This is a genomic window from Mycobacterium xenopi (assembly GCF_009936235.1).
GTDB classification, from domain to species: Bacteria; Actinomycetota; Actinomycetes; order Mycobacteriales; family Mycobacteriaceae; genus Mycobacterium; species Mycobacterium xenopi.
Genome location: NZ_AP022314.1, coordinates 1,519,934 through 1,535,409 on the forward strand (window position 1 = coordinate 1,519,934; position 15,476 = coordinate 1,535,409).

The 15,476-nt window shown below is 65.5% G+C and carries 11 protein-coding genes and 4 pseudogenes; 11 read left to right on the top strand and 4 right to left on the bottom strand.

Annotated features, from left to right (window positions below):
* The first annotated feature begins 26 nt into the window (after positions 1 to 26).
* A complete protein-coding gene (locus MYXE_RS07170) occupies positions 27 to 1,346 on the top strand; it encodes an alpha/beta hydrolase (protein ID WP_085193095.1) in 1,320 nt (439 codons plus the stop codon).
* Here MYXE_RS07170 and MYXE_RS07175 read toward each other — a convergent pair.
* The gene (locus MYXE_RS07175; protein ID WP_085193096.1) at positions 1,244 to 2,833 is read right to left on the bottom strand and encodes a PucR family transcriptional regulator; all 1,590 of its coding nucleotides are present in this window, start codon (positions 2,831 to 2,833) and stop codon (positions 1,244 to 1,246) included. The genes MYXE_RS07170 and MYXE_RS07175 overlap by 103 nt on opposite strands.
* 83 nt (positions 2,834 to 2,916) lie before the next feature.
* Between MYXE_RS07175 and pruA the strand changes: the two genes are divergently transcribed.
* Entirely contained in the window at positions 2,917 to 4,548 is a 1,632-nt protein-coding gene (gene pruA, locus MYXE_RS07180) for an L-glutamate gamma-semialdehyde dehydrogenase (protein ID WP_085193097.1), read from the top strand.
* Between the two features lie 265 nt (positions 4,549 to 4,813).
* Positions 4,814 to 5,784: pseudogene (locus tag MYXE_RS07190) on the top strand (proline dehydrogenase family protein).
* Between the two features lie 17 nt (positions 5,785 to 5,801).
* Here MYXE_RS07190 and MYXE_RS07195 read toward each other — a convergent pair.
* Positions 5,802 to 6,023 (bottom strand): annotated as a pseudogene (locus tag MYXE_RS07195) (helix-turn-helix domain-containing protein); the annotation flags it as partial.
* Between MYXE_RS07195 and MYXE_RS07200 the strand changes: the two are divergent.
* From MYXE_RS07200 to MYXE_RS07210, 3 genes and pseudogenes are all read left to right on the top strand, one after another.
* Positions 5,994 to 6,389: pseudogene (locus MYXE_RS07200) on the top strand (CoA transferase); the annotation flags it as partial. The pseudogenes MYXE_RS07195 and MYXE_RS07200 sit on opposite strands and share 30 nt — an antisense overlap.
* Positions 6,390 to 6,473: 84 nt before the next feature.
* The gene (locus MYXE_RS07205; protein WP_085193099.1) at positions 6,474 to 7,313 is read left to right on the top strand and encodes an esterase/lipase family protein; all 840 of its coding nucleotides are present in this window, start codon (positions 6,474 to 6,476) and stop codon (positions 7,311 to 7,313) included.
* Positions 7,314 to 7,330: 17 nt separating this feature from the next.
* On the top strand, positions 7,331 to 8,842 hold the full coding sequence (locus tag MYXE_RS07210) for a long-chain-fatty-acid--CoA ligase (RefSeq protein WP_085193100.1): 1,512 nt from the start codon (positions 7,331 to 7,333) through the stop codon (positions 8,840 to 8,842).
* Positions 8,843 to 8,896: 54 nt separating this feature from the next.
* On the opposite strand, the gene MYXE_RS07215 is transcribed toward MYXE_RS07210, so the two are convergent.
* Positions 8,897 to 9,166, bottom strand: coding sequence for a metal-sensitive transcriptional regulator (locus MYXE_RS07215; protein ID WP_085193101.1), 270 nt, complete (start codon positions 9,164 to 9,166; stop codon positions 8,897 to 8,899).
* Between the two features lie 137 nt (positions 9,167 to 9,303).
* Between MYXE_RS07215 and MYXE_RS07220 the strand changes: the two genes are divergently transcribed.
* From MYXE_RS07220 to MYXE_RS07240, 5 genes and pseudogenes are all read left to right on the top strand, one after another.
* Complete coding sequence (locus tag MYXE_RS07220) at positions 9,304 to 9,654, top strand: carboxymuconolactone decarboxylase family protein (protein ID WP_085193102.1); 351 nt, start codon at positions 9,304 to 9,306, stop codon at positions 9,652 to 9,654.
* 81 nt (positions 9,655 to 9,735) lie between these two features.
* Positions 9,736 to 11,139, top strand: a complete 1,404-nt coding sequence (locus MYXE_RS07225; RefSeq protein ID WP_085193103.1) for an acyl-CoA synthetase — start codon at positions 9,736 to 9,738, stop codon at positions 11,137 to 11,139.
* A gap of 84 nt (positions 11,140 to 11,223) precedes the next feature.
* A pseudogene (locus tag MYXE_RS24325) lies at positions 11,224 to 11,340 on the top strand (universal stress protein); the annotation flags it as partial.
* A gap of 359 nt (positions 11,341 to 11,699) precedes the next feature.
* Positions 11,700 to 13,121 (top strand): WS/DGAT/MGAT family O-acyltransferase, encoded by a 1,422-nt coding sequence (locus MYXE_RS07235; protein WP_085193104.1) that lies wholly within the window; start codon positions 11,700 to 11,702, stop codon positions 13,119 to 13,121.
* 60 nt (positions 13,122 to 13,181) lie between these two features.
* Complete coding sequence (locus MYXE_RS07240) at positions 13,182 to 13,547, top strand: cupin domain-containing protein (protein ID WP_085193105.1); 366 nt, start codon at positions 13,182 to 13,184, stop codon at positions 13,545 to 13,547.
* 116 nt (positions 13,548 to 13,663) lie between these two features.
* Here the strand turns inward: MYXE_RS07240 and MYXE_RS07245 are convergent, their stop codons facing one another.
* Positions 13,664 to 15,388 carry a GAF domain-containing sensor histidine kinase gene (locus MYXE_RS07245; RefSeq protein WP_112650320.1) on the bottom strand — a complete coding sequence of 575 codons (1,725 nt, stop codon included), beginning with the start codon at positions 15,386 to 15,388 and terminating at the stop codon, positions 13,664 to 13,666.
* Positions 15,389 to 15,476 lie beyond the last annotated feature (88 nt).

A 15,476-nucleotide genomic window follows, 5' to 3' on the forward strand; every position in this document is an offset into this window, starting at 1 on the left:
CACGGCGCGGTCGATGGGAGTGACAGATGTGGAACCGAGTGGCAGCGGTGGCGGGTTCGTTGGCGGGACTGCTGTTCACCGCCAACGGATACCGTCCGCTAGGCAAGCGCGGCTATCCCTCGCTAGGCGCATTCGCCTATGGCGTGTTCGCCACCGAACTGCCACTGCAGATGCTCGGCGCTCATCTGGCGATGATCGCTGCGGTGTCGCGGCGGTTGTCGCGACAGGTGCGGTGGTTCAGTTGGGCAGTCTCGGCCATCTCCTGGCTGGGCTTGGTGGGGTTACATCGCATGGGTCGGCGCGCCAACGCGCCGCTGACGGCGGCGCTCGACGAAGGGTTGGGCAGCGAGCGTCGCACCGAGTCTGCCGATCTGTGGAAGCGGCCCGCGGGCGCAGGCACCGCCAAAACGGCCGGTGTCATCCGAATGTTGCGGGTCTATCGCGATTATGCGCGCGATATCGACATCAGTTACGGCCCTTACGGTTCCCGGAATCATCTCGACATCTGGCGACGCCCCGATCTAGACCGTGACGGGCGGGCCCCGGTGCTGCTGCAGGTGCCCGGCGGTGCCTGGATGGTGGGTGGCAAACGCCACCAGGCCTATCCGTTGATGAGCCATCTCGTCGAACTGGGCTGGGTGTGTGTTGCGATCAACTATCGGCTGAGCCCTCGCTCGACGTGGCCCGACCACATCGTCGATGTCAAGCGTGCGCTGGCGTGGACCAAGGCGCACATCGCCGAGTACGGCGGCGACCCGGACTGGATCGCGATCACCGGCGGCTCCGCGGGCGGTCACCTGTCGGCGTTGGCCGCGCTCACGGCGAACAACCCCCAGTTCCAACCGGGTTTCGAAGACGCTGACACCAGCGTGCGGGCGGCAGTGCCGTTCTATGGGGTCTACGACTTCACCCGCACGGACGAGTCGATCCACCCCCAGATGGCGCCCATGCTGGGCAAGTACGTGTTCAAGCTGAGCCGAGCCGAAACCTTGGCGGCGTTCCGCGACGCCTCACCGATCACGCACATTTCCCCTGATGCGCCACCATTTTTCGTGCTGCACGGCCGCAACGATACGTTGATCCCCGTCGAACAAGCGCGCCGCTTCACAGCGCGACTGCGTGACGTGAGCCGTCAACCCGTCGTCTACGCCGAGTTGCCGTTCGCGCAGCACGCCTTCGACATCTTCGGCTCCGCGCGCGCCGCCCACGCGGCCGTAGCCGTCGAGCAGTTCCTCGCCGAGATCTACGTGCGCTCTGCCGCCCGCAGGCTCAGCGAAAACAGCAGACGCACATCGGGATTCGCCAGCGATGTTGACAGCAGCCGTTCGATGCGCCGAACCCGGTAGCGCACCGTGTTGGGATGCACGTTCAACCACTGCGCCGCGGCTCCGACGTCGCCGAAGCTATCCAGGTAAGCCTGCAACGTTCGGGCCAGCACCGCATCGCGCGCGCACAGGTCACGCACCCGCGGGTCGATGAGGCGCTCGTCGGCGCCGACCAGCCTCACGATCTCGTCGAGCAACACGGCAGTGCGGGCCTCGGCCAGCGACGTCACCTGAGCGATCGACAGTGGATGGCGCTCGGCGGTGTCGAGTACCCGGTCGACCTCCGTCCGCGCCGCCGCGGCGCCCGCCAATCCCGCGACCGGTGTGGCGACAACTGCCCGCAACTCGAGGCCCATCTCGTTGCGCAGCGCGTTGATCGTGCCGCGAATCCACGAGGTGACCAATGCCGGCTTTGCCCCGTGCGGAAACAGCACATAGCATCGCGACCCTTTGGATGCCACTTGGGCGTCAGGACGAAAGGCGCTGGCGCTCAAACCCACAACATCGTGTAGTCGGCCACGGTGACCAGTCGCTTGAAAGCCGATCAGCCCGACACTTCCGTCGGCGGCGATCCCAAGCTCGCGGGCGATGTCGCCGATCTCGAGCGTGCCGCGCTCGGCCAGGCCCAGCAGCTGCTGCACCCGCAGCGCGGGTGTGGGCGGACGGGTGGCCAGCCGTGACATGATGCGGGCGGCCAGCACCGCGGCGCCGCGCAGCACCTCTTCGGCGTCGTCGGCCAGCGGCTGTGAACCTTGTTGCACCCAGATGGTGCCCGCGAAAACCGGCGCCCGGCGGGCATCTTCCGAGCGCTGATGAATACCGATAGCCAGTCGCGGACGCAAGCCCAGCTCCGGACGTTCGGCGACGCGCACCACCTCGCCGCGTGAGCGCAGCGCGTCGAAGATGCCCCATCGGCTGATCCACTCCAGATGCTCGGGCGGGCCGGCGCGGCCGAGGATCGACAGCCGCCGCAACTCGTCGGCCTCGTCGTTGGACGCCGAGTAGGCCAGCACGTGCGACTGCTCGTCTTCGATGCTGACCATGCCGTGGACGCGGTCGGCGATCGCCTGCGCCAACCCGAACAGGTCGGTGCCCGAGTCCGACAGCGGGTCGCTGCGGTCGCCGTGATGTTCGAAGACGTGGTTGACCAGCCGGTACAGCCGCTCCCAGCGGGCCCGCGGCTCGACGGCCACGACCGCGATGCCGGCGGCGACCGCGCGCGCCACCAGTGTGGCTGAGGGTTCCTTGACGAAGATGGCTGCCGGCGCGGCAGGCCCGGTTGTCTGCCGCTCGATCCATTCCAGCGCCTGCTCATCGCTGACGCCGAGCAGGAAGAAGACGTCGGCGGCGTCGGCACCCGTCGAAAGACCAAGCCGCACATCGTCGGCGTCGATCAGCGCCGCCGAAGCCACCGGCAGGTCCAGGCCGCGCGGTGCGTCGACCAGGCTCACCATCGTGGCGTCCAGCGCGAGCAGCAGCTGGCCCAGCCCGACACCAGCAACCCGCATGTTGTCCGATCCTACTAGTAACTGCTGGAGATCTTGTTCGATCAGCCAAGCGGTTGCGTCACGCCGAGGGGCATCCTGGCGGCATGGACGCCATCACCGATGTGCCCGTCCCGGCCAATGAGCCGGTACACGACTACACCCCCGATTCCCCCGAACGGGCCCGGTTGTGCGCCGCGCTGGGCGCGCTCGCCGATCACCCGATCGACCTGCCACACGTCATCGCCGGTACCCACCGGATGGGTGACGGTGAGCGCATCGACGTCGTGCAGCCGCACCGGCACGCCGCCACGCTGGGCACGCTCACCAACGCCACCCACACCGATGCCGCGGCCGCGGTCGAAGCGGCGATGGCAGCCAAGAACAGCTGGGCGGCAACACCTTTCGACGAGCGCGCCGCGGTCTTTCTGCGCGCCGCTGACATGCTGGCCGGGCCGTGGCGGGAAAAGATCGCCGCCGCAACCATGCTCGGACAGTCCAAAACCGCATACCAGGCCGAGATCGACGCCCCCTGCGAGCTGATCGACTTCTGGCGATTCAACGTCGCATTCGCTCGCCAAATCCTGGCCCAGCAGCCATTGAGCGCACCGGGCGAGTGGAACCGGATGGACTATCGCCCGCTGGAGGGTTTCGTCTACGCGATTACTCCATTCAATTTCTCCTCGATCGCCGGCAACCTGCCGACGGCGCCAGCACTGATGGGCAACACCGTGGTATGGAAGCCGTCGATCACCCAAACTCTGGCGGCCTATCTGACCATGCAGCTGCTGGAGGCCGCCGGGTTGCCGCCGGGCGTGATCAACCTGGTGACCGGCGACGGCTACGCGGTTTCCGATGTGGCACTGACCGATCCGCGCCTGGCGGGTATCCACTTCACCGGTTCGACGGCCACCTTCCAGCACTTGTGGCGAGAAGTAGGCGCCAACATCGAGCGCTACAACAGCTACCCGAGGCTGGTCGGGGAGACCGGGGGCAAGGACTTCGTTCTTGCGCACGCGTCGGCGCAACCGGACGTGCTGCGCACCGCGCTGATCCGCGGCGCGTTCGATTACCAGGGTCAGAAGTGTTCTGCGGCGTCGCGCGCGTTCATCGCCCGTTCGGTGTGGCAGAAGATGGGCGACGACTTCCTGGCCGCCACCGCAGAATTGCGGTACGGCGACGTCACAGATTTGTCTAACTACGGTGGTGCGCTGATCGATCGGCGCGCATTTACCAAAAACGTCAATGCCATTGAACGGGCGAAGAGCGCAGCGGGTGTCACCATCGCGGTCGGCGGTGAATACGACGACAGTGAGGGCTATTTCGTGCGGCCCACGGTGCTGCTGGGCGACGACCCGACCGACGAGGCATTCGCGATTGAGTACTTCGGGCCGATCCTGGCGGTGCACGTCTATCCCGACGATGACTACCAGCGGATCCTCAAGGTCATCGACACCGGCTCGCGCTACGCCTTGACCGGCGCGGTGATCGCCGACGACCGTGACGCGGTGGTGGCGGCGCAGCAGCGGCTGCGGTTCGCGGCCGGAAACTTCTACATCAACGACAAGCCGACCGCGGCGGTGGTGGGCCGCCAGCCGTTCGGTGGGTCGCGAGGCTCGGGCACCAACGACAAAGCGGGGTCGCCGCTGAATCTGTTGCGATGGACGTCGGCACGCTCGATCAAGGAGACGTTCGTCCCGGCCACCGATCACCGGTATCCACACATGGCGGCCCGGTGATGCCGGGGCGATCGCAAGAGCGGCGAAGCCGGTCGCGGCGGGTCGCCCCGATCAAACGGTGGCGATCGCAAGAGCGGCGAAGCCGGTCGCGGCGGGTCGCCCCGATCAAACGGTGGCGATCGCAAGAGCGGCGAAGCCGGTCGCGGCGGGTCGCCCCGATCAAACGGTGGCGATCGCAAGAGCGGCGAAGCCGGTCGCGGCGGGTCGCCCCGATCAAACGGTGGCGATCGCAAGAGCGGCGAAGCCGCCGCGGCGGGTCGCCCCGATCAGGCCGGGCGTTTTCGCCACGGCGGTGCGCCCGGCGATCTTGGCAGCCAGTCGTTCCGACTGGCTGCGTCGCACCGCCGAGCGGATGCCGGTGACACGCAAGGTGGTGCACCGGTTTGTGCCCGGAGAGACAATGGGCAGTGTTCTGGAAAGCATTGTCGCACTTCGTGACTCAAGTCGCTACGTCAGCGTCAACTACCTGGGTGAGGACGTTGCCGACGCCGACGACGCCGCCGCGACCACCCAGACCTATCTGTGCCTGCTCGACGCGCTGGGCGGCGGCCCGATGTCGCTGGCGACGGTGTGCGGCCGCTCGAGGTGTCGGTGAAACTTTCCGCGCTCGGCCAAGCGCTGGATCGTGACGGCGAAAAAATCGCGTTGGAGAACGCCCACACTATTTGTGAGCGCGCCCAACAGGCCGGGATCTGGGTGACGGTGGATGCCGAGGACCACACCACCACCGACTCCACGTTGTCGACAGTGCGCGATTTGCGGGTTGATTTTCCTTGGCTTGGGGTGGTTTTGCAAGCTTACCTGCGACGCACGTTGAGCGACTGTCAGCAGTTCGCGGCCGAGGGTGCGCGAGTGCGGTTGTGCAAGGGCGCCTACGACGAACCGGCGTCGGTGGCCTACCGCGACCGGCCCGCGGTCACCGACTCGTACCTGCGCTGCCTTCGGGTGCTGATGGCCGGCTCGGGCTACCCGATGGTGGCTACCCACGATCCCGCTGTCATCGCTGCGGTACCAAAGCTAGCTCGCGAAACAGGCCGCATCGCAAATAGTTTTGAATACCAGATGCTCTATGGTATCCGCGACGCCGAACAGCGGCGGCTAGTCGACGCCGGCAGCCAGGTGCGGGTGTACGTGCCGTACGGCACGCAGTGGTACGGCTATCTGGTGCGTCGGCTAGCCGAGCGGCCCGCGAATTTGATGTTCTTCCTTCGGGCGCTGGCGGAGCGGCGGGGCTGACTCCCGCGCCGGCGGGTTCACCGGGATGATCGCCTTGGCCGGGAACGCTCTTCGGTGAACCCACGCACCACGTGGGCGCGCACGAACTCCATGACTGCTTTGGGATCGTCCATGTCCAGTGTCGATGGCGGTGTACTGAACAGGGAGGCGCAGGCTTCGACGATCGCGGCCTTGTCGCGGAAGTACTCGTAGACAGTGCTGCGGGAAACCTCGGCCGCCCGGGCGATATCGACGATCGTCACGATATGTTCGATGAGATCGTCTCCTGCTGGACTCGCTCGCGGACACCGGCGCAGATCGTCAAGACACTTCAGGACCATGGCGTCCCCGCCGAACAGCTGATCACCCCTGAGCAGATGTATGACGTGCCCCAGCTAGCTGCCCGCGGGTACTACGAGGAGCTTGAGCACCCGATTACCGGCGTGCACCGCTATCCCGGTTGGCCGTTTCGTATCCGGCCGGGTCCTGGCCGTCACCACCGCGCGGCGCCGCCGATGCTGGGCCAGCACAACGACGAGATTTTGCGGGACCTAGGTCTATCCGACGACGAGATTGCCCCGCTGCTCGTGCAACGCGTGATCGGCAATCGGCCGCTCAACGCCTAAAGCGTGTCCCGCGCGGACACCGGCGTGAGTGCATCTGGACGGACCTGCCGCATCGGGGCGGGGGTCGGTGGCAGGCTGGCGGTTATGCCGGAGCCGTTGTTCGAACCGGTCGAGCACCCATCTCGGCCAGATGCCCCGCCCTGGCCGCTGTCGTTGACCGACCCCGTCCGTGCTGCGGTGGAGTTCGGGCTGCTGGTCGGGACGCTGCCGCTGCAGCGCCGGCTGCCGACCGGTGACGGGCACCCGGTGCTGGTGCTGCCGGGCTTGCTCGCCGGCGACGGCTCCACCCTGGCGCTGCGGCGCAGCCTGCGTCGTCTCGGGTATCGGGTGCACGGCTGGCGGCTGGGCCGAAACATCGGTCCCACCGCCGAAGCGGTCGCCGGCATGGGTGAGCGCCTGCGCGACCTGCACACCCGATACCGTGCACCGGTCAGCGTGATCGGCTGGAGCCTGGGCGGCATCTACGCGCGCGCCATGGCTCGCCGACGTTCTGAGTGGATACGGCAAGTGATCACTCTGGGCACCCCGTTTCGCCTGACGGATCGCAACCAAACCCGCGCCAGCGCGGCATTCAACCGGTTTTCCCACCTGCACGTCGAGCGCGCGCCGGCGCCGGTGGATCTGGAAACCGAACCGTTGCCGGTGCCGGCGACCTCGATCTACTCCCGCTACGACGGGGTGGTGGCCTGGCAGGCATGCCTGGATCTGCGCTCGCCGCGTGCCGAAAACATCGCGGTGATCGGCAGCCACTTCGGCTATGGCCACAACCCGGCCGTGATCTGGGCCGTCGCCGACCGCCTGTCTCAGCCTCGCGGCACGTGGACGGCGTTTAAGCCGCCTGCGGTGTTGCGGCCACTGTTTCCCCGACCGGACGCACCACCTGAGCCGCACGCGCCGAGCGGCTCTCGGACCCGCCTCGCCTAGCAGTACAGGAGCGATCGATGAGTTTCAACCTCGCGGTCATGCTCCGCGAAGCCCGCCACGCGCATCCCGACAAGCCGCTCTGCCACATCGCCGACCAGACCTTCAGCTACGCCCAGGTCGACGAAATCTCCGGCCGGGTCGCCACCAGCCTGCGCAACCTGGGGGTGGGGCGTGGCGACAAGGTTGCGGTCCAGTTGCCCAATTTGCCGCATTTCTTGTTTGCCTACTTCGCGATCCTCAAGGTCGGCGCGGTCATGGTGCCGCTCAATCCGCTGCTGCGCGCCCCGGAAGTCAACTACCACCTGAACGATTCCGACTCTCGTCTGCTGATCACCTTCGAGACATTCGCCGAGGAAGCGGTGAAAGGCGCCGATGGGCTGGCCACGTATGTGGTGAACCTGCCAGGAAATGGCCAACGCCCAAAGGGCACAAAGCATTTCGACGAACTGTACTTCGCCGACGACACCGGCGAGATCGAGCCGACCAACGCCGACGACACCGCGGTCATCATCTACACCTCCGGAACCACCGGTAAACCCAAGGGCGCTGAGCTGACGCACTTCCAGCTGTTCATGAACTGCACCGTCGCCGGCGAACTGTTCGATTTTCGCGACGACGACGTCGGCATGGCGGTACTGCCGATGTTCCACGTGTTCGGCCTGTCCAGCGTGCTCAACGTGACCGTGCGGTTCGGCGGCACACTGGTCCTGGTGCCGCGCTTCGATGCCCACGCCGTGATCGAGCAGCTCGCCCGGCATCGCTGCACGATCTTTTCCGGTGTTCCCACAATGTATTTCGCGTTGTTGCAGGCCGACACCGAAGGCCGCGACCTCTCCGCGCTGCGAGTCGGGATATCTGGAGGCGCCGCGATTCCCGGCGAAGTAATCCGCGCATTCGAAGAGAAGTTTCCCGGCGTGGTCATCCTCGAAGGCTACGGACTCTCCGAAACCGCTTCTACCACAACGTTCAACATCAGCGCGGAGCAGCGTAAGGTGCTCTCGATCGGCAAACCGATCTGGGGCGTGGAAGTTTGTGTGGTCGACGAGAACGACAACGAGTTGCCGCCCGGCCCCGACAACGTCGGCGAGATCGTGATCCGCGGGCACAACGTGATGAAGGGCTACTACAAGAAGCCCGAAGCGACCGCCGAGGCGTTCCGTCACGGCTGGTTCCACACCGGCGATCTCGCCTACCGCGACGAGGACGGATACTTCTTCATCGTCGACCGCAAAAAGGATCTCGTCATTCGAGGTGGCTACAACGTCTATCCCCGCGAAATCGAGGAAGTGCTGTTCGATCATCCCGGTGTCGCCGCGGCGGCGGTGATCGGCAAGCCGGACGAAAAACTCGGCCAGGAGGTGCTGGCGTTCGTGGTCCCCAAGGACGGTGTCACCCTGACTGCCGACGAGGTGATCGCGCACTGCAAGCAGCGCTTGGCAGCCTACAAATACCCCCGCGAAGTCCGCATCATCGACGAGCTGCCGATGGGCCCCACCGGGAAAGTGCTCAAAAAGGAGCTGCGGCCCTAGCCAATGTGCCGGTTGACCGCGGAGTCCGCCGAGTCGCGATGCGGTGCCCCGAGGTCAGGCGAGTGTGAGGAAGAGCTTTTCTAGCTCGGCTTCGGTCATCCGTTTGTGATTCTTTGCGCCGCCGCTTGTTACGCATTCGCGCAAGCCCGTCGCAACGATTTTGAAGCCAGCCCGGTCCAGGGCCCGCGACACCGCGGCTAGCTGGGTTACGACATCTTTGCAGTCGCGCCCTTGCTCGATCATCGCGATGACGCCGGCGAGTTGTCCTTGGGCGCGCCGCAGCCGATTTAGGACCGCAGCGATACTGTCTTCATCGCCAACCATGGTGTTCTCCCTTTCGATGACATTCGCCTATCGTACCCGCGGGGGTATGGGCAGAAGTTGTATCAGCTGGGCGCGGCACGGTGATTTGGTGTGCTTCCGACTGGCGTCGGACGCCGTCCGGATATACCCTAGGGGGTATGGCTGAGCATTATCACGATGTTTTGACCGAGTTGAATCCGCAACATGGGGCCCTGCGGCACATGATCCCAGACGTCTACCGGGGTTTCGGCGACATGAGCAACGCCGCTTTGAGACCAGGTGCGCTAGAACCGAAGGTCAAAGAACTCATGGCGATGGCGATCGGCGTGGTACATGGCTGTGACGGCTGCATCGCGTCGCACGCAAGAGGTGCCGCGTGCGCCGGCGCCACCAAGGAGGAGGCTGCTGAGGCGATCGGCGTCAGCATTCTCATGCATGGCGGTCCGGCAACCATCTACGGGGCTCGCGCCTATACGGCGTTTTGCGAATTCGCTGATGCGACAAGCTAAGACAGCAGACAGAAACGCAGAGGTTCGGCACCTCGCGCGGCGGGTTGTCCAGACTGGCCGCCGACCCGGTAGCCTCTTGGCGTGTTGCTGACCTCGCTGAGTCGCTCAGCGGCTGGCGCTGCGGATATCGGTGACGCCGTGCGGATCGGAGATGCCACGTTGAGCCGCAGCGACCTGGCCGCTGCGGCGACGTCGGTGGCCGAGCGCGTCGGCGGAGCTGAGCGGGTCGCGGTGCTGGCCACCCCGAGTGTATCGACTGTGCTGGCCGTCACCGGTTGCCTGATCGCCGGTGTGCCGGTGGTGCCGGTGCCTGCCGACGTCGGACGGGCCGAGCGCCGCCACATACTCACCGACTCCGCCGCCCAGGCTTGGCTGGGCCCACAGCCCGACGATCCGGAGGGCTTGCCGCACATCCCGGTGCGCACGCACGCCCGGTCCTGGCATCGCTACCCGGAGCCGTCGCCGGATGCGACCGCTTTGGTCATCTACACCTCGGGCACCACCGGCCCGCCGAAGGGAGTCCAGCTGAGCCGGCGCGCGATCGCCGCCGACCTCGACGCGCTGGCGCAGGCCTGGCAGTGGAGTGCCGACGACGTTTTGGTGCATGGATTGCCGCTATTCCACGTCCACGGCCTGGTGCTGGGCCTGCTCGGGTCGTTAAGGATCGGAAACCGATTCGTGCACACCGGAAGACCCACGCCTGCGGCGTACGCTGCAGCCGCTGGCACATTGTATTTCGGCGTACCGACCGTGTGGTCGCGGGTGGTGGCAGACCCCGCCGCAGCGGAGGCGCTGCGGTCGGCGCGGCTCCTGGTGTCTGGCAGTGCTGCGCTGCCCGTGACGGTGTTCGAGAAGCTGGTGCAGCTCACCGGGCACAAGCCCATCGAACGGTACGGATGTACCGAATCGTTGATCACGCTGTCGGCCCGCGCCGACGGTGAACGCCGACCCGGATGGGTCGGTCTGCCGCTGGCCGGTGTCGAGACTCGGCTCGTCGACGACGACGGCCATCCCATCCCGCATGACGGCGAAACCATTGGGAAACTTCAGGTTCGCGGTCCGACACTGTTCGACGGCTACCTGAACCGCCCCGACGCCACCGCCGAGGTGTTCGACAGCGACGGCTGGTATCGCACCGGTGACGTCGCGGCGGTCGATAGCGGCGGCATGCACCGGATCGTGGGCCGCGAGTCCGTCGACCTGATCAAATCCGGCGGATACCGCGTCGGCGCAGGAGAAGTGGAGGCGGCGCTGCTCAGTCATCCCGATGTCGCGGAAGCCGCCGTGGTAGGGGTTCCCGACGACGATTTGGGCCAGCGGATTGTTGCGTTCGTGGTCGGGGAAGCCCAACCGCAGACATTGATCGATTATGTGGCTCAACAACTTTCGGTGCACAAGCGTCCGCGGGAGGTGCGGATCGTTGACGCGCTGCCGCGCAACGCGATGGGCAAGGTCCTCAAAAAGGAGCTGCTGACATGCGGCTGACGTTCGCAGTGGACCCTCCTGCGCGTCCCTGACGAGCGAATTGTCAAGAACCGCATCCACTTCGACGTCCGGCCCGATGACGACTTGTCCGTGCTCGGCCGTTACGGACGAGGTGGATTCGCCGGCATGCTCTTAGGGTCGGTGAGCAATACTGTCGTCAAGGCGGTCCCGGTGCCGGTAATCGTGGCGCGGCCATCGTAGACGGCAAGGCAACCGCCCTTGCGTCTGCTGCATCGAGACCGGCCACGACAGCGATTGCGTGTCAGCCCGAGGCCTGAACGGAGGACCGTGCCGGCCTCGTTTATTTGCTACCGAATTCGACTGCATCGTCTCATTAAACGCTCGGCCGCTTTAGATGACAGCGGGTCATCGGATGCAGGGCGCGCTTTCCTTTGACACCTTGGCCGTGCTCACCCCAGCACGGGATATCGACAGCAGCGGCCGGCACGGTCCGACAAGGAACCCCAAGCCTCGCCGAATAGGGACCTTTGGCCCTGCAAGAAACCCTTCGCCTGGCAGATAGTGGTACTAGGGGTGACATATATGTGGAAGGTAGGGCCGTGAACCAGTTGACCACCCTGGATGCGAGTTTTCTGCACGCTGAGGACGCCGATCCGCGTGCGAACCTGGCGATCGGCGGTCTGGCGGTCATTGACGGCCCGATTCCCGATCATGATTTGCTGATGTCGACATTGGCCAGGCGGATCGGTCGCTGCCCCCGCTTTGCCCAGCGGATACGCCTACGCCCGTTCAACTTGGGCGCACCGCAATGGGTCGAAGACCCGAGATTCGATATCGCCCACCATGTGCGACGCGTTGCGCTACCGCGGCCGGGTACGGACCAGGAGTTGTTACGGGTTGTCGCCGACGTGATGTCGTGGCGGCTGGACCGGAGTCGGCCGCTCTGGGAAATCTGGGTCATCGAAGGCTTGGTCGACAATCGGTGGGCGATGCTGATGAAAGTCCACCACTGCATCGCCGACGGGATAGCGGCCACCCACATGCTTGCCGGTCTCTCCGACAGCGGCATTGACGACAGCTTCGCCCGTCGCATTCGTGCCGCCAAAGAGGCCGCCGAAGAATCCGAGACGAAGTCTCGGGTGACGGTGCCAAGCCTCAATCCGCTCACCTGGGTAAGCGGACTGTGGCGCACATCCGCTTCCGTGGCGGCGGGAGTTGCCCACGGGGCTCGCGGCGCTGGGGAACTCGCGGTCGGACTGATGCGCGCGTCCTCGACTTCACCGCTGAACGGCCCGATCACCAGCCTGCGCCGCTATAGCGCCGCCAGGGTTTCCCTGGGCGACGTCAAGCAGGTGTGTCAAGAGTTCGACGTCACCCTCAATGACGTCGCACTGGCCGCGCTCACCGACAGCTACCGTTCTCTACTGACCCGCCGGGGAGAGCAGCTGTTGCCCGATTCGTTGCGCACCTTGGTGCCGGTGTCCATGCGGTCAGCCGCGAGCTTCGACAAAACCGACAACCGCGTCTCGGTCATGTTGCCCTGCCTGCCGGTCGAGGAGGAGAGTGCGGTGCAGCGTCTGAGACTTGTCCATTCCCGACTGTCGAAGACAAAGGCCGGAGGGCAGCATCAAGCCGGAAATACCTTCGTATCGCTTGCCAACGCCATTCCGTTTGCGCTGACGGCGCCCGCGGTTCGATTACTGACCCGGTTGCCCCAGCGTGGCGTGGCGACCCTAGCCACGAATGTGCCTGGTCCTCGTGAACGTCTGCAGATCCTAGGACACACGGTGACCGCTGTGATGCCGGTGCCACCGATCGCGATGCGGTTGCGGACCGGGGTAGCGATCCTTAGTTACGCCGACGACCTGTTCTTCGGCATTCTCGCTGATTTCGATGCCGTGCCCGACATCGACGAACTCGCCCGCGGAGTCGAAGCGGCAGTGGGTCGCCTGGTGGCAAGCAGCAAACGACGCCAACGCAGACGTGAACAACGGCGCCTGTCACTCGTGGTGAGCGCCTGACTCACTCGTTACGGTTGGTCGGTGTCTACCCGGCAGCACTGCTGACGATGGATGCCACAGATGAAGAAGTTTTCGTTGACGGCCTTGGCACGCGACCAACTCCACCGCGCCAAGGCGGAGAACAGCGGACGAAGCGCGTCCACGGTGTTCGCAGGGCATGAGCAGGTGTTGCGGCAGACGGTCGTCGCACTCCGGCAAGGGCACGCACTCAGCGAACACCACCATCTCGACGAGGTGACCATCTACGTGCTCAGTGGTCGTATCTGCCTTAACCTTAACGCGGGCCAAACCGACTGGATCGGGCGTACCGGTGACCTTTTGATCGCACCGAACACCGCGCACAGCGTCAGCGCCCTGGAGGACTCCGCCATCCTGCTGACAGTTGCGAAGAAGATGTCGTCGACGACACCTGGCAACACAACCTGACCGTTTGGCGGCGAATTATCCTCCTGGAGTGGGCGATACGGCGCTCAGGTCGGTGTACGGGCACGCAACACTCCGCGGTAGATCCCGCAACGGCAGCCTTTTACTTGGTGCCGGGCTCATGACAGGGGCGCCGACCAGTACAGCGCGGTGCCTCCGCCGGGGGCGTTGCCGACGTGGAAGTCACCGCCGGACTCCTCGGCGCGATTGCGCAAGTTGGCTAGGCCGCTTTCGGTGACACAGCCGGCGATGCCGCGACCGTTGTCGACGACGGTGATCGATAGGTCGTTCTCCACCCGCACCTCGACGGACACCTCAGTCGCGTTGGCGTGCCGGACCGCGTTGCTGACCGCTTCCCGCACCACGGCTTCGGCGTGGTCAGCCAGCACGGGGTCGACGACCGACAGTGGTCCGACGAATTGACTGGTGGTGCGTACCCCCGAGTCCGCGAATTGGGCGATGGCTGTGTCGAGGCGCTGTCGCAGGTGAGTTGCACCCGGCGGACCGCCGTGCAGGTCGAAAATAGCGACGCGAATTTCTTGGATGACGGCCTGCAGGTCATCGACAGCGTTTGAAATCCGTTGCTTCACCTCGGGATAGCGAGCCCTGGGTATCGTGCCCTGCAAAGCCAGCCCGACCGCGAACAGGCGCTGGATGACATGGTCGTGCAGGTCGCGGGCGATGCGATCACGATCGGTGAGAACGTCGAGCTCACGCATCCGGCGCTGAGTGGTGGCCAACTGCCATGCCAGCGCGGCTTGGTCGGCGAATGCGGCCATCATGTCGAGTTGATCTTCGGTGAACGACGCCGAACCGGCGCCGCGCAACACGACAACGACTCCGGCAACGGTGTCGGTGGCCCGCAGCGCCAGTACCAGCGCGGGCCGCGCACCGTCGATGCCGTCGAGCTCGAGCCGTTCGACCCGTTGCGTCTCCCGCTTCGCGAACGCGTCGCCGACGACTGTGCCCACCAGCGGAATCACCTGCCCGGCGGCCGAAGATGCTGCGGCCCCGACTGTTTCGACCACCACCAGCTCGGACACCGCCTCGGCTGCGGCGTGGTCGTCGGCGGGGACGGCAACCATGGCGGCATCAGCGCCGGTCAGCTCGAGGGCTTCCTCGGCGACACGTCGGAAAACCGTTGCCGGTTCGACGCCGGATAACAACTCGGTGGCGATGTCGCGGGTCGCTTCGATCCACGACTGGCGCGTCTTGGCTTGTTCGTAGAGGCGCGCGTTCGAAATTGCGATGCCGGCGGCGGAGGCCAACGCCTGCACCAGCACCTCGTCATCCTCGCTGAACAGCTGCCCGTTGGCCTTTTCGGCCAGGTAGAGATTGCCGAACACCTCGTCGCCGATTCGGATCGGCACACCAAGGAAGGTGCGCATCGGTGGGTGATTCTCCGGAAAGCCCACCGACGCAGGGTGGTCGGCAATGTTGTCCAGGCGAAGGGGTTTGGGATCATCGATGAGCAGGCCTACCACGCCACGGCCTTTGGGCAACTGGCCGATCCGCCGCACCGTCTCCTCGTCGATACCCTCATAGACGAACTGCACCACACGCTTAGCCCGGTCGTGTACCTCGAGCGCTCCGTACTGCGCCTCAACCAGATTCGTCGCGGTATGCACGATCGAGCGCAGGGTGGCGTCGAGTTCCAGGCCGGAGGTGACCACCAACATCGCCTCTACGAGCCCGTCGAGGCGGTCGCGGCTTTCCACGATTTGGCCGACCCGGTCTTGAACCTCGGCCAACAGTTCCCGCAGCCGCAGCTGCGAGAGGGTATCGCGCAGCGGGGGAGTGCTTTCCGTCGCTCGGCTGCGCTCCGGCTGCGAGGCCAGGCTCATAACCAATACTGTCGGTCGCAAATCAGCAGGGTGCAACCGGTGGCGTCAAGCGTTGCGCGGCCGGACGACCCCAGCAGGAGATCGCTCG

Coding starts and splice junctions, on each gene's coding strand:
- MYXE_RS07170 (WP_085193095.1), top strand. CDS start 27: ATGTGGAACCGAGTGGCAGCGGTGGCGGGTTCGTTGGCGGGACTGCTG.
- MYXE_RS07175 (WP_085193096.1), bottom strand. CDS start 2,833: ATGCGGGTTGCTGGTGTCGGGCTGGGCCAGCTGCTGCTCGCGCTGGAC.
- pruA (WP_085193097.1), top strand. CDS start 2,917: ATGGACGCCATCACCGATGTGCCCGTCCCGGCCAATGAGCCGGTACAC.
- MYXE_RS07205 (WP_085193099.1), top strand. CDS start 6,474: ATGCCGGAGCCGTTGTTCGAACCGGTCGAGCACCCATCTCGGCCAGAT.
- MYXE_RS07210 (WP_085193100.1), top strand. CDS start 7,331: ATGAGTTTCAACCTCGCGGTCATGCTCCGCGAAGCCCGCCACGCGCAT.
- MYXE_RS07215 (WP_085193101.1), bottom strand. CDS start 9,166: ATGGTTGGCGATGAAGACAGTATCGCTGCGGTCCTAAATCGGCTGCGG.
- MYXE_RS07220 (WP_085193102.1), top strand. CDS start 9,304: ATGGCTGAGCATTATCACGATGTTTTGACCGAGTTGAATCCGCAACAT.
- MYXE_RS07240 (WP_085193105.1), top strand. CDS start 13,182: ATGAAGAAGTTTTCGTTGACGGCCTTGGCACGCGACCAACTCCACCGC.
- MYXE_RS07245 (WP_112650320.1), bottom strand. CDS start 15,388: ATGAGCCTGGCCTCGCAGCCGGAGCGCAGCCGAGCGACGGAAAGCACT.